This window comes from Streptomyces sp. NBC_00094, assembly GCF_026343125.1.
Lineage (GTDB): Bacteria > Actinomycetota > Actinomycetes > Streptomycetales > Streptomycetaceae > Streptomyces.
Map to the genome: position 1 here is coordinate 2,409,928 of NZ_JAPEMB010000001.1, position 18,349 is coordinate 2,428,276.

17 protein-coding genes are annotated in these 18,349 nt (G+C 72.3%); 9 read left to right on the forward strand and 8 right to left on the reverse strand.

Annotation, left to right across the window (positions count from 1 at the left end; all coding sequences use genetic code 11):
- Nucleotides 1-73: 73 nt before the first annotated feature.
- Nucleotides 74-532, reverse strand: a complete 459-nt coding sequence (locus OG580_RS10520) for a peroxiredoxin (protein WP_267043388.1) — start codon at nucleotides 530-532, stop codon at nucleotides 74-76.
- 124 nt (nucleotides 533-656) lie between these two features.
- Nucleotides 657-1,079 (reverse strand): DUF3052 domain-containing protein, encoded by a 423-nt coding sequence (locus OG580_RS10525; RefSeq protein WP_267043389.1) that lies wholly within the window; start codon nucleotides 1,077-1,079, stop codon nucleotides 657-659.
- Nucleotides 1,080-1,498: 419 nt separating this feature from the next.
- Between OG580_RS10525 and aceE the strand changes: the two genes are divergently transcribed.
- Nucleotides 1,499-4,231, forward strand: a complete 2,733-nt coding sequence (gene aceE / locus OG580_RS10530) for a pyruvate dehydrogenase (acetyl-transferring), homodimeric type (RefSeq protein ID WP_267043390.1) — start codon at nucleotides 1,499-1,501, stop codon at nucleotides 4,229-4,231.
- A gap of 94 nt (nucleotides 4,232-4,325) precedes the next feature.
- Nucleotides 4,326-5,237: a potassium channel family protein gene (locus OG580_RS10535; protein ID WP_267043391.1), complete on the forward strand. Its 912-nt coding sequence runs from the start codon at nucleotides 4,326-4,328 to the stop codon at nucleotides 5,235-5,237.
- Here OG580_RS10535 and OG580_RS10540 read toward each other — a convergent pair.
- A complete protein-coding gene (locus OG580_RS10540) occupies nucleotides 5,218-5,613 on the reverse strand; it encodes a peptidase inhibitor family I36 protein (RefSeq protein WP_267043392.1) in 396 nt (131 codons plus the stop codon). The genes OG580_RS10535 and OG580_RS10540 overlap by 20 nt on opposite strands.
- A gap of 153 nt (nucleotides 5,614-5,766) precedes the next feature.
- On the reverse strand, nucleotides 5,767-7,392 hold the full coding sequence (locus OG580_RS10545; RefSeq protein ID WP_267043393.1) for an MFS transporter: 1,626 nt from the start codon (nucleotides 7,390-7,392) through the stop codon (nucleotides 5,767-5,769).
- Between the two features lie 121 nt (nucleotides 7,393-7,513).
- Between OG580_RS10545 and OG580_RS10550 the strand changes: the two genes are divergently transcribed.
- The 6 genes from OG580_RS10550 to OG580_RS10575 all read left to right on the forward strand — a co-directional run bounded on the left by OG580_RS10550 (nucleotide 7,514) and on the right by OG580_RS10575 (nucleotide 13,855).
- Nucleotides 7,514-8,179: a TetR family transcriptional regulator gene (locus OG580_RS10550; protein ID WP_267047959.1), complete on the forward strand. Its 666-nt coding sequence runs from the start codon at nucleotides 7,514-7,516 to the stop codon at nucleotides 8,177-8,179.
- A 176-nt stretch (nucleotides 8,180-8,355) separates the two neighbouring features.
- On the forward strand, nucleotides 8,356-9,264 hold the full coding sequence (locus tag OG580_RS10555) for a DUF4429 domain-containing protein (RefSeq protein ID WP_267043394.1): 909 nt from the start codon (nucleotides 8,356-8,358) through the stop codon (nucleotides 9,262-9,264).
- 113 nt (nucleotides 9,265-9,377) lie between these two features.
- Entirely contained in the window at nucleotides 9,378-10,766 is a 1,389-nt protein-coding gene (locus tag OG580_RS10560; protein WP_267043395.1) for a sensor histidine kinase, read from the forward strand.
- A gap of 38 nt (nucleotides 10,767-10,804) precedes the next feature.
- Nucleotides 10,805-11,485 (forward strand): response regulator transcription factor, encoded by a 681-nt coding sequence (locus OG580_RS10565; RefSeq protein WP_267043396.1) that lies wholly within the window; start codon nucleotides 10,805-10,807, stop codon nucleotides 11,483-11,485.
- Nucleotides 11,486-11,663: 178 nt separating this feature from the next.
- Entirely contained in the window at nucleotides 11,664-12,653 is a 990-nt protein-coding gene (locus OG580_RS10570) for an alpha/beta hydrolase (protein ID WP_267043397.1), read from the forward strand.
- Nucleotides 12,650-13,855: an acyltransferase gene (locus OG580_RS10575; RefSeq protein ID WP_267043398.1), complete on the forward strand. Its 1,206-nt coding sequence runs from the start codon at nucleotides 12,650-12,652 to the stop codon at nucleotides 13,853-13,855. The genes OG580_RS10570 and OG580_RS10575 overlap by 4 nt, the downstream gene beginning before the upstream one ends.
- 8 nt (nucleotides 13,856-13,863) lie before the next feature.
- Here the strand turns inward: OG580_RS10575 and OG580_RS10580 are convergent, their stop codons facing one another.
- Entirely contained in the window at nucleotides 13,864-14,892 is a 1,029-nt protein-coding gene (locus OG580_RS10580; protein WP_267043399.1) for an aldo/keto reductase, read from the reverse strand.
- Nucleotides 14,889-15,305: a MerR family transcriptional regulator gene (locus tag OG580_RS10585; RefSeq protein WP_267043400.1), complete on the reverse strand. Its 417-nt coding sequence runs from the start codon at nucleotides 15,303-15,305 to the stop codon at nucleotides 14,889-14,891. The genes OG580_RS10580 and OG580_RS10585 overlap by 4 nt, the downstream gene beginning before the upstream one ends.
- Nucleotides 15,306-15,371: 66 nt before the next feature.
- Between OG580_RS10585 and OG580_RS10590 the strand changes: the two genes are divergently transcribed.
- Nucleotides 15,372-16,190 (forward strand): serine hydrolase, encoded by an 819-nt coding sequence (locus OG580_RS10590; protein ID WP_267047960.1) that lies wholly within the window; start codon nucleotides 15,372-15,374, stop codon nucleotides 16,188-16,190.
- Between the two features lie 9 nt (nucleotides 16,191-16,199).
- Here the strand turns inward: OG580_RS10590 and OG580_RS10595 are convergent, their stop codons facing one another.
- Nucleotides 16,200-16,811, reverse strand: a complete 612-nt coding sequence (locus OG580_RS10595; RefSeq protein ID WP_267043401.1) for a hypothetical protein — start codon at nucleotides 16,809-16,811, stop codon at nucleotides 16,200-16,202.
- Nucleotides 16,808-18,232, reverse strand: a complete 1,425-nt coding sequence (locus OG580_RS10600) for a cell wall metabolism sensor histidine kinase WalK (RefSeq protein ID WP_267047961.1) — start codon at nucleotides 18,230-18,232, stop codon at nucleotides 16,808-16,810. Before OG580_RS10600 ends, OG580_RS10595 begins: the two co-directional genes overlap by 4 nt.
- Between the last annotated feature and the right edge of the window lie 117 nt (nucleotides 18,233-18,349).

Below are 18,349 nucleotides of genomic sequence, written 5' to 3' on the forward strand. Positions count from 1 at the left end.
GATCCTAGTGACGGGTTCCCGGTCGAAACAGTCGATTCGGCACGCGAATCGACGGTGTCGGCCGGGAGGCGGCTCAGACGGCGTCGAGCGCCTTGACGTACTCGCCGAGGTCACGGGCGTCGGGCAGGGCGTTCACGACGGTCCAGCGGACCACGCCCTCCTTGTCGATGATGAAGGTGCCGCGCACCGCGCAGCCCTTCTCCTCGTCGAAGACGCCGTAGGCCCGGGAGGCCTCGCCGTGCTTCCAGAAGTCGGAGAGCAGCGGGAAGTCCAGGTCCTCCTGGTCGGCGAAGACGCGCAGGGTGTGGATCGAGTCGTTGGAGACGGCGAGGAGCTGGGTGTCGTCGTTGACGAACTTCGGGAGGTTGTCGCGCAGCTCGCGCAGCTCGCCGGTGCAGACGCCGGTGAAGGCGAAGGGGTAGAAGAGCAGCACCACGGTCTTCTCGCCGCGGAAGTCCGAGAGCTTCACGGTGCGGCCGTGGTTGTCCTTCAGCGCGAAGCCCGGGGCCTCGGTGCCGACCTCGATCGCCATCGCCTGCGCATCCCTTCGCCGGAGCCCGGCCCAGATCTTGGGCCGAATCGGTGAGGCCCAGCCTACGGCCTGCACACGAAAGCCCCCGCCGGCGTACCGGCGGGGGCTTCTCGCAGCGTGGTGATCAGCGCTTGGGGGCCACCAGGCGGGCGCCCGCCCAGTCCTTGGCGACGCTGATGCTCTTGGTCTGGGAGAGACCAGCTGTCTGCGCGGCATCGTTGATATCGCTCGGCTCGATGTAGCCGTCACGGCCGGTCTTCGGCGTCAGCAGCCAGATCACGCCGCCGTCCTCCAGAAGACCGATGGCGTCCACCAGGGCGTCGGTGAGGTCGCCGTCCTCGTCACGGAACCAGAGGACCACGGCGTCGGCGACGTCGTCGTACTCCTCGTCCACGAGTTCGGCTCCGATGATGGACTCGATGCCTTCACGGAGATCCTGGTCGACGTCGTCGTCGTAACCGATCTCCTGGACCACCTGGCCAGGCTCGAACCCCAGCCTCGCTGCCGGGTTGGTCCGCTCCTCCGCGTGGTCCGCGGTCGCGCTCACGGCTTGCCTCCTGCTCATTCGGAAAATGCTGTGGGCCACGCGTATGCGCGCGGCGCTGGCCGTAGTCCACACGTGCCGGGCCTCATCGCGCAAGTACTGGGCCGCGGAGACCGCCGAAACGGTGACGTTTGGGGCCGTCTCGCCCCAACTTCCGGCACGGTTCGATCCCTCTCCGTGATCAGTCACACATGGTTCGCCCTGATTTACGGACTTCTGCGGTTTCAGTCTGCCGAATGCCCGGCCGGAACGCATGCGCGAATTGGGCGTAAGGTTGCGATTTGACCGCACGCCGACATGCGGAGGACACCCCCTGGGGGTTACCCCTCGGTAAATGTGACGTCTGGCGTCGACGGGGTACACGATGGACATCCCGACCACTTCGTGGCCTCGTGGGCACCACCGAACAGCGAAGGAAGAGCGTGGCTCCCGGATCCGATCGCAACCCGATCATCATTGGCGGCCTTCCCAGCCAGGTCCCGGATTTCGACCCGGAAGAGACCCAGGAATGGCTCGACTCCCTCGACGCGGCCGTTGACGAGCGAGGCCGCGAGCGGGCCCGCTACCTCATGCTCCGCCTCATCGAGCGGGCGCGCGAGAAGCGCGTGGCCGTGCCCGAGATGCGCAGCACGGACTACGTCAACACCATCGCCACCAAGGACGAGCCCTTCTTCCCCGGCAACGAGGAGATCGAGCGCAAGGTCCTCAACGCCACCCGGTGGAACGCGGCCGTGATGGTCTCGCGCGCCCAGCGCCCGGGCATCGGCGTCGGCGGTCACATCGCCACCTTCGCGTCCTCGGCCTCGCTCTACGACGTCGGCTTCAACCACTTCTTCCGCGGCAAGGACGAGGGTGACGGCGGCGACCAGATCTTCTTCCAGGGCCACGCCTCCCCCGGCATCTACGCCCGCGCCTACCTCCTGGACCGGCTGAACGACACCCAGCTCGACGGCTTCCGCCAGGAGAAGTCGAAGTACCCGAACGGCCTGTCGTCGTACCCGCACCCCCGGCTGATGCCGGACTTCTGGGAGTTCCCGACCGTGTCGATGGGCCTCGGCCCGCTCGGTGCGATCTACCAGGCCCGGATGAACCGGTACATGGAGGCGCGCGGCATCGCCGACACCTCCAAGTCGCACGTCTGGGCGTTCCTCGGCGACGGCGAGATGGACGAGGTCGAGTCGGTCGGCCAGCTGTCCATCGCCGCCCGCGAGGGCCTGGACAACCTCACCTTCGTCGTCAACTGCAACCTCCAGCGACTCGACGGCCCGGTGCGCGGCAACGGCAAGATCATCCAGGAACTGGAGTCGATCTTCCGGGGCAACGGCTGGAACGTCATCAAGCTGATCTGGGACCGCTCCTGGGACCCGCTGCTCGCGCAGGACCGCGACGGCATCCTGGTCAACAAGTTCAACACCACCCCGGACGGCCAGTTCCAGACGTACGCGACGGAGACCGGCGCCTACATCCGCGACCACTTCTTCGGCGACGACCACCGGCTGCGGGCGATGGTCGAGTCCATGTCGGACAAGCAGGTCCTGCACCTGGGACGCGGCGGCCACGACCACAAGAAGATCTACGCGGCCTACGCGGCGGCGAAGGCCCACGCGGGCCAGCCGACCGTGATCCTCGCCCAGACCGTCAAGGGCTGGACGCTGGGCCCGAACTTCGAGGGCCGCAACGCGACCCACCAGATGAAGAAGCTGACGGTCGACGACCTCAAGCGCTTCCGCGACCGGCTGCACATCCCGGTGACGGACCGGCAGTTGGAGGACGGCCTGCCGCCGTACTACCACCCGGGCCGGAACTCCGAGGAGATCCAGTACATGCACGACCGCCGCAGCGCGCTCGGCGGGTACGTGCCGACCCGTGTCGTGCGGGCGAAGCCGCTGGTCCTCCCCGACGACAAGACCTACGCGGCGGCCAAGAAGGGCTCCGGCCAGCAGTCGATCGCCACCACGATGGCCTTCGTCCGCATCCTGAAGGACCTCATGCGGGACAAGGAGATCGGCAAGCGCTTCGTGCTGATCGCCCCCGACGAGTACCGCACCTTCGGCATGGACGCCTTCTTCCCGAGCGCCAAGATCTACAACCCGCTGGGGCAGCAGTACGAGGCGGTGGACCGCGAGCTCCTCCTCGCCTACAAGGAGTCGCCGACCGGCCAGATGCTGCACGACGGCATCTCCGAGGCCGGCTGCACGGCCTCGCTGATCGCCGCCGGTTCCGCGTACGCCACGCACGGCGAGCCGCTGATCCCGGTGTACGTCTTCTACTCGATGTTCGGTTTCCAGCGGACCGGTGACCAGTTCTGGCAGATGGCCGACCAGCTGGCGCGCGGCTTCGTGCTCGGTGCCACCGCCGGCCGCACGACGCTGACCGGCGAGGGCCTCCAGCACGCGGACGGCCACTCGCACCTGCTCGCCTCGACCAACCCGGCCTGTATCGCCTACGACCCGGCCTACGGTTTCGAGATCGCGCACATCGTCAAGGACGGCCTGCGCCGGATGTACGGCCCGGCCGCCGAGGACGTCTTCTACTACCTGACCGTCTACAACGAGCCGATCCAGCACCCGGCCGAGCCGGAGGACGTGGACGTCGAGGGCATCATCGCCGGCATCCACCGCTTCAAGCCGGCCGCGGCCGGTGCGATCCCGGCGCAGATCATGGCCTCCGGTGTCGCCGTGCCGTGGGCGATCGAGGCACAGCGGATCCTCGCCGAGGAGTGGAACGTGCGGGCCGACGTCTGGTCCGCGACCTCGTGGACCGAGCTGCGCCGCGAGGCCGTGGCCGTCGAGGAGCACAACCTGCTCCACCCGGACGAGGAGCAGCGCGTCCCGTACGTGACGCGCAAGCTCCAGGCCGCCGAGGGTCCGTTCGTGGCGGTCTCGGACTGGATGCGCTCGGTCCCGGACCAGATCTCCCGCTGGGTGCCGGGCCGGTACACCTCGCTGGGCGCGGACGGCTTCGGCTTCGCGGACACGCGGGGCGCGGCCCGTCGCTACTTCCACATCGACGCCCAGTCGATCGTGCTCTCCGTGCTGACCGAGCTCGCCCGCGAGGGCAAGGTCGACCGGTCGGCCCTGAAGCAGGCCGTCGACCGCTACCAGCTGCTCGACGTGGCGGCCGCCGACCCGGGCGCCGCGGGCGGCGACGCCTGACCGGCGGGATACCCCCGGCATCGAGCGGTAGCACGTAGCACCTGGTGAGGGGCGGTGGGACCGATGGTCTCGCCGCCCTTCGGCGTTCTCTACGATGCCCCGCATGAAGGATCGCTGGGAAAGGCGCACCCAGACGCCACTGCTGGTGCTGGCCGTGGCGTTCGGCATCGCCTATGCCGTGCCGATCGTGGCGCCCGACGCCGCCCCCTGGGTGCACCGGCTGTGCACCCATGTCGAGTGGGTGGTGTGGGCGGCCTTCGCCCTCGACTACGTGGTCCGGCTCGCCCTCGCCCCGGCCCGCTGGGCCTTCGTCCGCTCGCACCCCCTGGATCTGCTCGCGGTCCTGCTGCCGATGGTGCAGCCGCTGCGGCTGCTGCGGGTCGTCTCCACGCTCCTCCTCGTGGGCCGGCGGGCCAGGATGGCGCCGCAGATAACGCTCACCACCTATGTGGCGGGCGCGGTGGTCGGGCTGATGATGTTCGGCTCGCTCGCCGTGCTGCATGTCGAGCGGGACGCCCCGAACGGCAACATCAAGACGCTCGGGGACGCCGTCTGGTGGTCCTTCACCACGATGACCACCGTCGGCTACGGCGACCACGCCCCGACCACGGGCCTCGGCCGGGTCCTCGCGGTCGGTCTGATGCTCTCGGGCATCGCCCTGCTCGGTGTCGTCACCGCCAACATCGCGGCCTGGTTCATCGCCCGCTTCGACCGGGACGACGCGGCGGAGCGCCGGCAGACCGAGCTCCTGGAGACGCTCACCCGGGAGGTCCGGGAGCTGCGCACGGAGGTGGCACGGCTCACCGCGCCGGCCGGATCACCCGACGCCCCCGTCCCGGCCGGATCATCCGATGCCCTCGTCCCGGCCGGATCACCCGACGCCCCCGCCGTAGCCGGATCACCTGATGTCCCCGCCGCCGGATCACCCGACGCCCCCGCCGCGGCCGATATCCCCGCCCCCGCCGGGACGACGAATCCCGTCGTCCCTACCGCTCCCAGATCTTGAACGCTCTGACCTCGTAGGGCGTCCGCGGCACCCAGGTCCCGCTCCCCGGGTAGGTCTCGAACTCCCCCGTCTCCCCGCACTCCTCCGACTGGTACGTGGTGACCGGCCGTCCCGTGCGGTTCGCCAGGGACTGGGCCGAGGTGCCGGGCGGCAGGGCGACACAGCTCTCGATGTCGGTCGTGGCCAGTTCGTGGCTCCGGGCCCCGCCCTTGAAGTCGGGCTTGGGCCAGAGGCAGAGCCGGCCCGGGCCGCAGGCGCCCAGCTTCTGTTCGGCGACCGCCGCGGCCGTCACCGGGGCCGGCAGGGCCGCGAGGAGGAGGGCCCCCAGTGCCGTGGCCGCCAGCAGCCGCTTCGTATACGTGAACGTCTCTGTCATCTCTCCAAGCCCCCTGTTTCGTCACTCTCCGTAATCAATACTCTGGACGACGTCACCCCCCGTTGAGAAGAGGGCCAAAGCCTCTTCACCCGAACGGGCGACGGCCCCCACCGGACCAGGTCCGGTGGGGGCCGTCGTGAGTGGCGCGGGGCGTCAGATGTGACCGCCGCCCATGCCTCCCGCCTCCGCGTTCTCACCGCGCTTGGTGAGCGTGGCGACGAGGGCGGCGGCGACCGCGACGCCGCCGGCGACGGTGAAGGCCAGGCCCATGCCGTCCAGGAAGGTGTCGTGGATGACCCCGGAGATCTTGTCGAAGAGGTCGGGGGTCATCCCCGGCGCCTGGGCCAGCTCCGGCGGGGCCATACCGAACTCGGCGGCCTGCTCCAGGGCCGGGTTGACCGGGGCCGGGATGCCGGCCTCCTGCCAGTTGCCCGCGAAGGAGTCCGCCACCTTGGAGGACATGACGGCGCCGAGCACCGCCGTACCGAGCGCGCCACCGACCTGCATGGCGGCCTGCTGCAGACCGCCGGCCACGCCGGAGAGCTCCAGCGGGGCGTTGCCGACGATGACCTCGGTGGCGCCGACCATGACCGGGGCGAGGCCCAGGCCGAGCAGGGCGAACCAGAGGGACATGGCGAAGGTGCCGGTGTCGGCGGTGAGCGTGATCATGCCGAACATCGCGACGGCCGTGCAGACCATGCCGCCGACGAGCGGCACGCGCGGGCCGAACTTGGTGATCAGGGCGCCCGCCAGCGGCGAGGAGACGATCATCATCGCGGTCAGCGGCAGCAGGTGCAGACCGCTGTCGACCGGGCTGAGACCCTTCACGCCCTGGAGGTAGAAGGTCACGAAGAACAGGCCGCCCATGAAGGCGAAGGCCATCAGGACCATCAGGACGACACCGGCCGAGAGCGGCACGGAGCGGAACATGGCGAGCGGGACGAGCGGCTCCTTGACCTTGGTCTCCCAGAAGGCGAAGACCGCGAAGAGCAGCAGCGCACCGATCAGACAGCCCCAGGTCTTGCCGCTGGACCAGCCCCAGGACTCGCCGGCCTTGATGAGGCTCCAGACGAGGGAGGCCATGGCGCCGGAGAGCAGCACGATGCCGACGACGTCGAAGGAGCGCGGCGCGTTCTCGGCGCGGTGGTCCTTGAGGATGACCAGGCCGAGGACGAGCGCGAGGACGCCGACCGGCACGTTGATGAAGAAGACGGACTGCCAGCTGACGTGCTCGACGAGCAGGCCGCCGACGATCGGGCCGCCCGCGGTGGAGGCGCCGATGACCATGCCCCAGATGCCGATGGCCATGTTCAGCTTCTCGGCGGGGAAGGTGGCGCGCAGCAGGCCGAGCGCGGCCGGCATCAGCAGGGCGCCGAAGAGGCCCTGGAGGACGCGGAAGCCGATCACGGCCCCGATCGAGTCGGACAGGCCGATCGCCCCGGAGGCGACGGCGAAGCCCGCGATGCCGATGAGGAAGGTCTGCCGGTGGCCGAAACGGTCACCGAGCTTGCCGGCGGTGATCAGCGCGACGGCGAGCGCGAGCAGGTAGCCGTTGGTGATCCATTGGACCTGGGCGAGCGTGGCGCCGAGGTCGGTCTTGATGGCGGGGTTGGCGATCGCGACGATCGTGCCGTCGAGCGCGACCATCATCACGCCCACGGCGACGGCGAACAGGGTCAGCCAGGGGTGGCCGCGCAGTCCCTTCGCCGGGACCGGAACGGGTTCCCGGACGCCCCCCTGACCCTGCGGGGCCTTTTCCACGGTGGTCTGACTAGTCATGCCGACAGGCTAATGACAGTCGCTGACAATTGACAAAGCGATTCACACGCCGGTAACTGTCACGTAGCTCACAGGTACGCTGAGCTGGACGAAACGCCCGAAAAGAGGATCCGAAGTGACCGTGCCCGCCCCCGGCCTGCGTGAGCGGAAGAAGCAGCGCACGCGCGACACGCTGATCCGGGTGGCCCTCGAGCTCTTCACGACCCAGGGGTACGAGCGGACCACCGTCGACGAGATCGTGGACGCCGTCGAGGTCTCCCAGCGCACCTTCTTCCGCTACTTCGCCTCCAAGGAAGAAGTCGCCTTCGCCGTCCAGCACATGGTGGAGGAGCTCTTCGTGACCGCCCTCGGGCAGCGTCCGCCCGGCGAAGGCCCCTTCGACGCGCTGCGCCACGCCGTCCTCAGTGCCTGGGACCACGCGGGCGAGGCGGTCACCGAGGTCGTCCCGATCGAGCTGTACCTGCGGACCTTCCGGATGATCGAGTCGACGCCCGCGCTGCTCGCCGCCCATCTACGCCGCTCCGCCGAGACGGAGGAGACGATCGCCCGGACGATCGCCGAGCGGGAGGGCCTCGACGTGGACGCGGACCCGCGCCCCCGGATCGCGGTGGCCGCGTTCAGCGGGGTGATGCGGGTGACCGGCCAGATGTGGGGCCGGGGCACGGACCAGAGCCTGGAGGCCATCCGCGCCCTCACCGAGCAGTACCTCGACCACCTCGGCCCGGCGCTCGCCCCGCACTGGCGGGCCCTCGACGACAGCGGCCCGTCCCCCCTACCGACCCCCTGAACCGCACCGCGCCGCGAGCCCCGTCGGCGCGAACCCGGCACGTGCCGACAGCGTTTGCCGCCACGGAATATCCGGTGCGGAAGGGGCCTGACAGGGTCGGACGCGCGTAGATCACGGAATTTCCCGACCTTTCACAGGGGCGACGCACGGGGCACGCGCCGCTTACGATGAGGCGTATGGGTGATGTGCTGGCCGGAAATCATGCCACCTGGGAGTTCGAGAGCGACGCCCTCGTCATCCGCTTCGATCGGGGGAACCGCACGCCGAAGCTTCTCAGCGCACTGCGTGAACGACGTGTACCGCACCAGGCGTTGGCGTCCGTGACGCTCACGCCCGGCGAGCGGGGCACCGTCGTGCTGCACGCCGTGCCGAGGCCCGGCGCCGATCCGCTGATGGAAGCGGCCGCCGGGCAGCTCAAGGAACGGTGCGACCCGTACCGCCTGGTGCTGCCGGCCGAGCGGGAGACGCTCGCCGAGTACTACCGGGACGAGCTGCGCGCGGTCCTCCCCTGGGACGCGGCGGACCCCGCCGACCCGGCGGGCCTCGGGGACGTACGGCCCGCCGACGACTTCCTGGTGGCCGCGCCCGCGGGGCCGCGGTCCTTCAAGGCGTACGACGGGAAGGCCAGCTTCGACGGGACCTCGGAGGTCACGTTCCGCTGGTCCTGGACGGGCGCGTCCTCCGAGAAGTGGCGGGCCGGCGACCAGACCTTCTCGGTACGCGATCTCAGCGGGGTCGAGTGGCGCTCGCCGGAGGGCTTCGACGGGTACCTGCGCATGGTGCGCCGGGACGGCGAGCCCCGGCCCGCCCAGCCCGACCGGGACCCGGCGTCGGTCGTCTTCGGCCTCGGCTACGGCCCGGTGTACGACTCCCTCCCCTTCGCGGCGGCGGTCCTCGCGGCGATCCGCGGCAAGGCCCGCGCGCCGCTCCCCGTCGCCGCCCCGGCAGGCGTCCGGAACGCGGCGCACGGCGACCCCGGAGCGGTCGCGGAAAGGATTCGCCACCTGGGCGAGCTGCACCAGGCGGGGCTGGTGACGGACGAGGAGTTCTCGGCGAAGAAGGCGGAACTCCTGGCGGAGCTCTGAGGGTGGGGCCTGCGGGGCGGGCCTGAAGGTCGGGCCTGAGGACCGAGCCTGAGGGGCCAGGCCTTCAAAGGCGATGTCATACCCCGGTACCGGGTCAGGGTCCCCACCCCGGTATGACGTCACGTCCCGCGCCCGCTGCCTACCCTGGGCGGGTCATGGCTACCGAACAGCGGCACGAGCCGCCCATCCGCCGGCTCGCCCGGATCAGCGCCCGGTCACGCGAGGCGTTCCGTGGCTTCGGGGGAGCGCTCACCACCCCGGCCACCCCCGGCGCGCCCCTGCTCGCCGAGGCCTCCTCGCGGTGGGTGCGGCTGCTGCCGTACGTCGTCGCCGTCGCCTTCGTCTCCGCGCTCCTGCCCAGCACGGTCAACGTCCTCACCCACGACTACGGCGTCAACGCCGCCCTCGCCGGGGCCCTCGCCACCGCCCAGACCGCGCCGCTGCTGCTGGCCGTCTCCCGGCCCCTCCAGGCCTGGTGGGTGATCTTCACCGCCGACGTGCTCGGCGCGCTCCCCCTCCTCGCCTCGGACGGTGCCCACGCGGACCTGTGGCCCTGGACCCCGCCGGTCGTCGTCGGCTACTGCGCGCTGATGGTCGCGCTCGGGCTGCGCGAGTCCCGCCGGGCGCTCTTCGGCGTCTGGCTGGCGACGGGCGTGTCCGGGTTCGTCCTGGAGATCTTCCGGCCCGACGGCGACACCAGCGTCCACACGCTGCTGCTCGTGCTGAGCGGCGTCCTGCTGCTGCTCACCTCGGCCGTACGTTCCCGGGGCGACGCGCAGCGGCGGCTCGTCGAGCAGGAGACCATCAGCGAGGCCGAACGCTCCCGCCGCACCCTCCTGGAGGAGCGGGCGAGGATCGCGCGCGAGCTGCACGACGTCGTCGCCCACCACATGTCCGTGATCACCGTGCAGGCCGACTCGGCCCCGTACCGGATCCCGGACCTCCCGGACGCGGCCCGGGAGGAGTTCACCTCCATCGCGGCGAGCGCGCGCGAGTCGCTGGCCGAGATGCGACGGCTGCTCTCCGTGCTGCGCAGCGACGGCAGCGAGGGCGAGCGGGCCCCGCAGCCGGGTCTCGACCGGGTCCAGCAGCTCGTCGAGGCGACGGTACGGGCCGGGGTGCCGGCCGAGTTGTCGCTCGCCGCCGACCTCGGGGACGTACCGCAGGCGGTGGACCTGTCCGCGTACCGCATCGTGCAGGAGGCCCTCGCCAACATCGTCCGGCACGCGCCGGGGGCGTCGACCCGCGTGTCGGTCCGGGCATCGGACGACGGCTGGCTGACCGTACTGGTCGTCAACGGGCCGGGAGCGGAGGCGGGTTCAGGGGTGGAGCGGGGCGCGGCCGGCACCGGGCACGGCCTCGTCGGGATGCGGGAGCGCGTACGGTTGACGGGCGGCTCGCTGGACACCGGGCCGCTGCCGGACGGCGGCTTCCGGGTGGCCGCACGGCTCCCGCTGACGGCGGACCCGGCGCCCGAACCGGACCCGGAACCGGCGCCCTGACCGGCTCCGGCGACGGCCCCGACCCCCAAGGACCCCGAGTGACCATCCGCGTGATCATCGTCGACGACCAGGCCATGGTGCGGGCCGGATTCGCCGCGCTGCTCTCCGCCCAGACCGACATCGACGTGGTGGGCGAGGCGCCGGACGGCCGGCAGGGCGTGGACGTGGCCCGGTCGACGCACCCGGACGTCGTGCTGATGGACGTCCGGATGCCGGAGCTGGACGGGCTCGCCGCGGCCCGCGAGATCCTCCACCCACCGACCGGCGTCACGCACGTGCCGAAGGTGCTGATGCTGACCACCTTCGACGTCGACGACTACGTGTACGAGGCGCTGCGCGCCGGTGCGTCCGGCTTCCTCCTGAAGGACGCGCCGCCGGCCGATCTCATCGCGGCGGTACGGGTGGTGGCGGCGGGCGAGGCACTGCTCGCCCCCTCCGTGACCCGCCGGCTCATCGCCGACTTCGCCGCCTCCCGGCCCGCCCCGCGCCGCGACACCACGGCGCTGCGCCTCAACGGCCTCACCCCGCGCGAGACGGAGGTCCTGGAGCTGATCGCCCGGGGCCTGTCCAACCAGGAGATCGCGGACCACCTGGTCCTCGCGGAGCAGACGGTGAAGACCCACATCGGGCGGGTCCTCGCCAAGCTGGACCTGCGCGACCGGGCGCAGGCCGTCGTCTTCGCGTACGAGTCGGGCCTGGTGACCCCCGGCACGACCTGAGCCGGCCCGCGGGTGCGGGGGAAAACCCCACCCCCGCCGGGGGGTTGTCTGCTCGTCCACCCCCTACCCGGGTATCAGACCGGGGTTGGCTCCCCGGTGTGACGTCTCGTCACCCGTCGTCTTCCTACCTTCCTCTCGCCGACGAACGAGCGAGAACCGGAGAGGGAGGGCGACCCACATGCGCCGCTTGACGAGGACCCTGACCACCGTGGCCCTGGTGGCCGCCGTGATCGCCGGGACGGCCGGCTGGGCGTCCGGGGACGCCCAGGAGGCCGTCACCGGCGCGCCGGCCGGGACGGAGGCGTGGCGGGCCGCGGGGCTGCCGGACCCCGAGCGGACGAGCCCGGCCGAGGTCGCGCGCTTCTTCGCGGGGCTCGGTCCCGTACGACAGGGGGAGCTGGCCCGCACGCACCCCACCGTCGTCGGGAACCTCGACGGCGTCCCCCCGGCCCTGCGGTACGAGGCCAACGGCCGTGCCGCGCAGGACCGGTTCGCCGGGGCGCGGGTCCTGGCCCTCGACCCGCGCGGCCGGGGGCAGGTCGCCCTCGTGTACGGGGACCTGGCGCGGGCCGAGCACGTGGCCGTGGTCGTGCCCGGCTCCGACACCGACCTCGACCACGTCCAGTCGCTCGCCGACATGGCGCGGTCCCTGCACCGGGCGACCGGCGGCCGTACCGCGGTCGTCGCCTGGGCCGGGTACACGACCCCCGTCGGCGTCGGTCTGGACGCGGCCACCGGCCGGCTCGCCGAGGCCGGGGCGGACCGCCTGACCCGGTTCGTGGACGGTCTGGCGGCCGTCAGGCCCGCCGGGGCGGCCGAGCCGTCCGTGTTCTGCCACAGCTACGGCTCCGTCGTCTGCGGCCTCGCCGCCCACGGCCTGAAGGCGAAGGACCTCGTGGTCTTCGGCTCCCCCGGGATGCGCGCCGGGAACGTCGCCGAACTCGGCACCTCCGCCCGCGTCTGGGCGGCGAAGGACCCCACCGACTGGATCGACCGGATCCCGAACGTCGAGCTCGCGGGGCTCGGGCACGGCGCCGACCCCACCGACCCGGAGTTCGGGGCGCGTCGGGTCCCGGCCGAGGACGCCACCGGCCACGGCGGCTACTTCGCGGCCGGCACCAGCTCCCTCCGTACCTTCGCGACGATCGCCGAGGGAGACGTCCGATGAGCACACTGACGACGACGGTCCGGAAGATCGAAGCCAGGACTCCCGCGCATCGCGACCGGGCGATCGACGGGCTCCGCGCCCTCGCCCTGCTCGCCGTGCCGACCGGGCACTGGCTGCTCGGCGGCTTCACCCTCTCCTCGGACGGCGCGATCCACAACGCGAGCCCGCTGGGCACCTTCGCCGGGCTCGCCCCGGTCAGCTGGGTCCTCCAGATGCTGGGGATCTTCTTCCTCGTCGGCGGCTACGCCTCCGTCCTCTCCTACCGGCGCCGCAAGGGCTCGACCGGTGAGTGGCTGAAGGGCCGGCTGGCCCGGCTCGGCCGCCCCGTGCTCGGGGTCACCGCCGTGTGGGCGGCCCTGCTCCCGCTGCTCCACTTCGGCCTCGGGGTACCCGTGGACAGCCTGCGGACCGCGTCCACACTGGTCGTCCAGCCGCTCTGGTTCGTCGGGGTCTACACGGTGGTCACCGCGCTCACCCCGTACTGCGTCCGGGTCGCCCGCCGCCTCGGGGTGTGGGCCGCGGCGCCGCTGCTCGGCTCGGTCGCCGTCGTCGACTTCCTGCGGTACGGGCCGTACGCCGACGCCGTACCGTCCTGGCTGAGCCTCCTCAACATCCTGCCCGGCTGGCTCTTCGCCTACCAGCTCGGCGTCTCCTGGGGCGAGGGCCGGGTCACCCGGCGCCACGCCTGGACCCTGCTCGTCGGCGGGGCCGCGCTCTTCGCCGCCCTCCTGCTCGCCTTCGGCTACCCGGCGTCGATGGTCGGCGTCCCGGGCGAGGCCCGCACCAACTCGCACCCGCCGTCGCTGCTCGTCCTCGCCCTCGCCGCCGCGCAGAGCGGCGCGGCGATCCTGCTCCGCGACCGGCTCGGCAAGCTCCTGAGGCGGCCCGCGCTGTGGGCCCCGGTCGTGGTGGTCAACCTGTCCGCGATGACGATCCTGTGCTGGCACCAGACGGCGATGCTCGCGGCGGCGATCCCCGGCTCGTACCTCGGGGAGATCCCCGGTCTGGTCGGCGCGCCGGACTCGGTCGGCTGGATCCTGGCCCGGCTGGCGTGGATGCCGGTCTTCGCCGGACTGCTCGTCCTCGTGGGGCGGTTCGCGCGGGGCTTCGAGTCCCCGTGGGCGAAGACCGGGCCGGGCCGCCGCGTACTGGCGGGGCTCCTGGCGGCCGGCTTCGGGGTCTTCGCCCTGGGGCTCGCGTGAGCGCGGTGTCAGACCTCGCGGGCCAGGGAGGTGGCGCTCATGTCCGGGTACCGGTCGCCCGCCACCAGGCCCGCGATCGGCTCCAGTTCGGCCAGTTCCGCCGCGGTGAGGGTGATCCGGGTGGCGGCGGCGTTCTCCTCCAGGCGGGAGCGCTTGCGGGTGCCGGGGATCGGGACGACCGTCAGACCGTGCACGGCGGACCGCTGCTGCACCCAGGCGAGCGCGATCTGCGCGGGGGTCGCGCCGTGCGCGGCGGCGATCTTCCGGACCGGGTCGAGCAGGGCCGCGTTCCGCTCCGCGTTCTCGCCGGTGAACCGGGGCTGGTGCTTGCGGAAGTCGCCGCCCGACAGGTCCTTGCCGGCGTCCGCGAACGCCCCGGTCAGGAAGCCCCGGCCGAGCGGCGAGTACGGGACGAACGTCACGCCGAGCTCGGCGGCGGCGCCGACGGCGCTGCGCTCCACGTCGCGGGAGAAGAGCGACCACTCCGACTGGAGGGCAGCGATCGGGTGCACCGCGTGGGCCTCGCGCAGCTCGGGCCCGGTCACCTCGCTCAGCCCCAGGAAGCGGACCTTGCCCTCCCGGACGAGCTCGGCCATCGCGCCGACGGACTCGGCGAACGGGATCTCCGGGTCGCGGCGGTGCATGTAGTAGAGGTCGATGGTCTCGACGCCGAGGCGGCGCAGGCTCGCCTCCGCGGCCCGCTTGACGTAGGCGGGATCGTTGCGGACGGCGCGGTACGCCGGGTCGTCGGCACGCCGCTCGATGGCGAACTTGGTGGCGAGGGTGACGTCCTCGCGGTGGGCGGCGAGGAAGGGCGCGAGGAACTCCTCGTTGGCGCCGCTCCCGTAGATGTCGGCGGTGTCGATGAGGGTGACGCCGGCCTCCAGGGCCGCGTCGAGGGTGTCGCGGGCGGCGGCCTCGTCGGTGTCGCCGTAGAACTCGCTGATGCCCATGGCCCCGAAGCCCTGGACGCCGATCTCCGGCCCTCGGCCGTCGACGGCCCGGCCGCCGAGCCGTACGGTGTCGATCCTGGTCATGTCGGTGTACCTCCGCAGACGGTCCCGTAATGGCTGATCTTGATGTCGAGCACGGCGAGCGTGTCCTGGAGCTCGGTGATCCGGGTGAGGACGTCCCGCCGGGTGGTCTCCAGGAGTGCCCGGCGTTCCTCCCGGGTGTGATCGCCCTCGCGTACGAGCTCGGCGTACCGGACCATGTCGGCGACCGGCATCCCGGTGAGCCGCAGCTTGCCGACGAAGGCCAGCCAGCCGAGGTCACGCTCGGAGAAACGGCGCTGGCCGGTGTGCGAGCGGTCGACGTGCGGCATCAGGCCGATCCGCTCGTACCAGCGCAGGGTGTGCGCCGAGAGGCCGGTCAGGGCGGCGACCTCGCTGATGGTGTAGTGCGCCCGGGTTCCGCTCGTGCCTGTGGCCGTGCTCGCGATCACGCTCATGCCCCCACGCTAAAACGTTGGAGTGCACTCGAAGCAAGTAGGCTCGGCCCCATGCAGAGCAGCAGCGTGCCGAGCCTGGCGTCGATCGAGAACTGGCCCGTCCCCACCGCGGCCGCCGCCGTCGTCCGTGCGGACGGCACCCTGGCCGGGGCGCACGGCCCCACCGGGCAGCGCTTCCCCCTCGCCTCCGTCACCAAGCCGCTCGCGGCGTACGCCGTCCTCGTCGCGTACGAGGAGGGGGCGATCGACCTCGACGAGCCGGCCGGGCCCGAGGGCGCGACCGTCCGCCACCTGCTGGCCCACACCTCGGGGCTGGCCTTCGACGAGAACCGGGTCATGGCGGCGCCCGGCACCCGCCGGATCTACTCCAACACCGGCTTCGAGGCGCTCGGCGACCACGTCGCCAAGGCGACCGACATCCCCTTCGCCGAGTACCTCCACCAGGCGGTCCTGGAGCCGCTCGGCATGGTGTCGACGACCCTGGAGGGCTCGCCCGCCAAGGACGGCGTGTCGACCGTCGACGACCTGGTGCGGTTCGCCGCCGAGGTGCAGGCGCCGCGGCTGCTCGACGCCCGCACCGTCCTGGACGCCATGACCGTCACGCACCCCGGTCTGACCGGCATCCTGCCCGGATACGGGCACCAGCGGCCGAACGACTGGGGGCTCGGCTTCGAGATCCGCGACGGCAAGTCGCCGCACTGGACGGGCGCCACGTCCTCGCCGCGGACCTTCGGGCACTTCGGGCAGTCCGGAACCTTCCTGTGGGTCGACCCGGACGCGCGCGCCGCGTGCGTGGCCCTCACCGACCGGCCCTTCGGGCCGTGGGCGGTCGAGGCCTGGCCGCCGTTCACGGACGCGGTCCTCGCGGAGCTGCGCGCCTCCTGACGACGGGCTTCAGGGCTCGCAGCGGGCGGTCGGCAGCGCGCCGTCCGGGCCGGTGACGGCGACCTCCGCCCGGCCCGAGCGGTCCTCCGCGTAGGAGGTCGTGCAGACCAGCTGCCGGACGGCCGCGTCCGACAGGCCGGCGACGGGGAACGGGGCCCGCAGCCGCAGCAGTCGGCGTCCCTCCGTACCGCCGGTCTTCTCCTCCTGGACGTGCGGGGAGCCGGCGCCGTGCGGCAGGGCGGTGGTCAGGCCCGTGGCGGCCTCGGCCTCGTTCGGTCCGGCGAGGAGCGCGGTGAGCACCTTGACGCCGGCGACGCGCGTGTCGTGCGGGACGTCCTCGTCGACCTCGTAGCCGGGGCCGAACTCGTCGTACGGAACCCGGGAGCCCGAGCCGACGGACCGGGACGTGTCGTCCGGGGCCCCGAGACCGACCTCACGGGCCACCGGCACGGAGCGGCCGTCCGGACCGACGAAGTACAGCACCATCCGGGACTCGGGGTTGGGCGCGACCAGGACGGTCGCGGCGCCGCCCGCCTCGACGACGTCGGTCCCCTGGATGCCGCAGGCGGCCAGCGGCAGAAGGGCGGCCAGGGCCGCGGCGGCCGCCCGCCGGCGGGTCACAGGGGCATCCTCACGGTGAAGACGGCGCCTCCGTCGGGCCGGTTGGCCGCCTCCACCGTGCCTCCGTGCAGCCGTACGTTCTCCAGGGTGATCGCCAGGCCGAGACCGCTGCCCGTCGACCGCGTCCGGGCCGGGTCCGCCTTGTAGAAGCGGTCGAAGACGTGCGGCAGGACGTCCGGGTGGATGCCCGGGCCCCGGTCGGCGATCTCCGTCACCAGCAGGTCCCCCTCCTCGTACAGCCGGACCGTCACCGGCGCGGCGCCGTGCCGCAGCGCGTTGCCGACGAGGTTGGCGACGACGACGTCGAAGCGGCGCGGGTCGAGCCGCGCCCTGATCCCCTCGGTGAGGTACGGGACGACCTGCGCCGGGTCGGTCCAGTGCCGGTGCTGGAGGGTCTTGCGGACGCAGTCGGCGGCGTCGACCTCGTCCGTGTGGAGCTCGGCGGCGCGCGCGTCGAAGCGGGAGATCTCCATCAGGTCCTCCACGAGCACCGCCAGTTTGACGGTCTCGGCGCTGATCAGCCGGACGGCGCGGGCGGTGTCGCTGTCGAGGCTTCCGGCGTCCTCGTCGAGGACCTCGGTGACGGCGAGCATCCCGGCGAGCGGGGTGCGCAGCTCGTGCGAGACGTCGGAGGCGAAGCGGCGGGCGCGGGCCTCGGCGTGGCGGAGTTCGGCGACGGACCGTTCGAGCGCGGCGGCGGACTCGTTGAAGGTGCGGGCCAGGTCGGAGAGTTCGTCGCTGCCCTTGGCCTGGATCCGGGTGTCGAGGCGGCCGCGTCCCATGCTGTGGGCCGCGAGGCGCAGCTCCCGTACGGGACGGAGGACGCCGCGGGCGGCGATGAGCGCGGGGATCAGGGCGACGGCGAGGGCGGGGAGGGCTCCGTCCCGGGCGGCGGCGACCATCGCCTCGACGTTCGCCTCCTCCTCGTTCAGGTCCATGACGGCGTAGAGGACGAGGCCGGTGGGCTGGGCGGGGTCCTCGGCCGAGAAGGCGTGGAAGAGGGCGGGGACGGCGATCGTCAGGTACGGGGTGCCGTTCTTGACGACGCGCTGGAAGCTGCTGTGCGGGGTGTCCTGGGAGGTGGCGCGGGCCCGTAGCTCGGGGGTGATGACGGTGGAGGTGGGACGGTCGGTGGAGGAGACGCGGACGGAGCCGTACTCGGCGTAGACGCGCCAGGGGCGGGGCTTGCCCTGCCGGGCGATCTGGAGAAGCTGCATCCGCAGGGTCTCGGGGTCGACGGGCAGGGCCGAGGTGAGCCCCTCGACCTGCTCGCGGAAGGCCGAGACGGCGGTGTCCTGGGCCTGTTCGAGGATGGCGCTGCGGGCGGCGCGGTAGGTGAGGGCGGCGGTGGTGCCGCAGCCGACGGCTGCGACGAGGAGGAACGCGAGCACGAGCCGCGTACGCAGCCCGAAGGGCCGCAGCCGCGGCCCACGGGCCCGGCGCCGGCGGCCGGGGGACGGCTCGGCCGCGTGGGCGGTGCTCTTCTCACGGGCGGTGGCGGTTCCCGTACGGGCGGAGGCGGTCTCCGTGCGGCTGGT

What these genes read in the sequence shown, in the direction of transcription:
- OG580_RS10520 (WP_267043388.1), bottom strand. Translation starts at nt 532, where the DNA reads ATGGCGATCGAGGTCGGCACCGAGGCCCCGGGCTTCGCGCTGAAGGAC.
- OG580_RS10535 (WP_267043391.1), top strand. Translation starts at nt 4,326, where the DNA reads ATGCCCCGCATGAAGGATCGCTGGGAAAGGCGCACCCAGACGCCACTG.
- OG580_RS10540 (WP_267043392.1), bottom strand. Translation starts at nt 5,613, where the DNA reads ATGACAGAGACGTTCACGTATACGAAGCGGCTGCTGGCGGCCACGGCA.
- OG580_RS10545 (WP_267043393.1), bottom strand. Translation starts at nt 7,392, where the DNA reads ATGACTAGTCAGACCACCGTGGAAAAGGCCCCGCAGGGTCAGGGGGGC.
- OG580_RS10555 (WP_267043394.1), top strand. Translation starts at nt 8,356, where the DNA reads ATGGGTGATGTGCTGGCCGGAAATCATGCCACCTGGGAGTTCGAGAGC.
- OG580_RS10560 (WP_267043395.1), top strand. Translation starts at nt 9,378, where the DNA reads ATGACGTCACGTCCCGCGCCCGCTGCCTACCCTGGGCGGGTCATGGCT.
- OG580_RS10570 (WP_267043397.1), top strand. Translation starts at nt 11,664, where the DNA reads ATGCGCCGCTTGACGAGGACCCTGACCACCGTGGCCCTGGTGGCCGCC.
- OG580_RS10575 (WP_267043398.1), top strand. Translation starts at nt 12,650, where the DNA reads ATGAGCACACTGACGACGACGGTCCGGAAGATCGAAGCCAGGACTCCC.
- OG580_RS10580 (WP_267043399.1), bottom strand. Translation starts at nt 14,892, where the DNA reads ATGACCAGGATCGACACCGTACGGCTCGGCGGCCGGGCCGTCGACGGC.
- OG580_RS10585 (WP_267043400.1), bottom strand. Translation starts at nt 15,305, where the DNA reads ATGAGCGTGATCGCGAGCACGGCCACAGGCACGAGCGGAACCCGGGCG.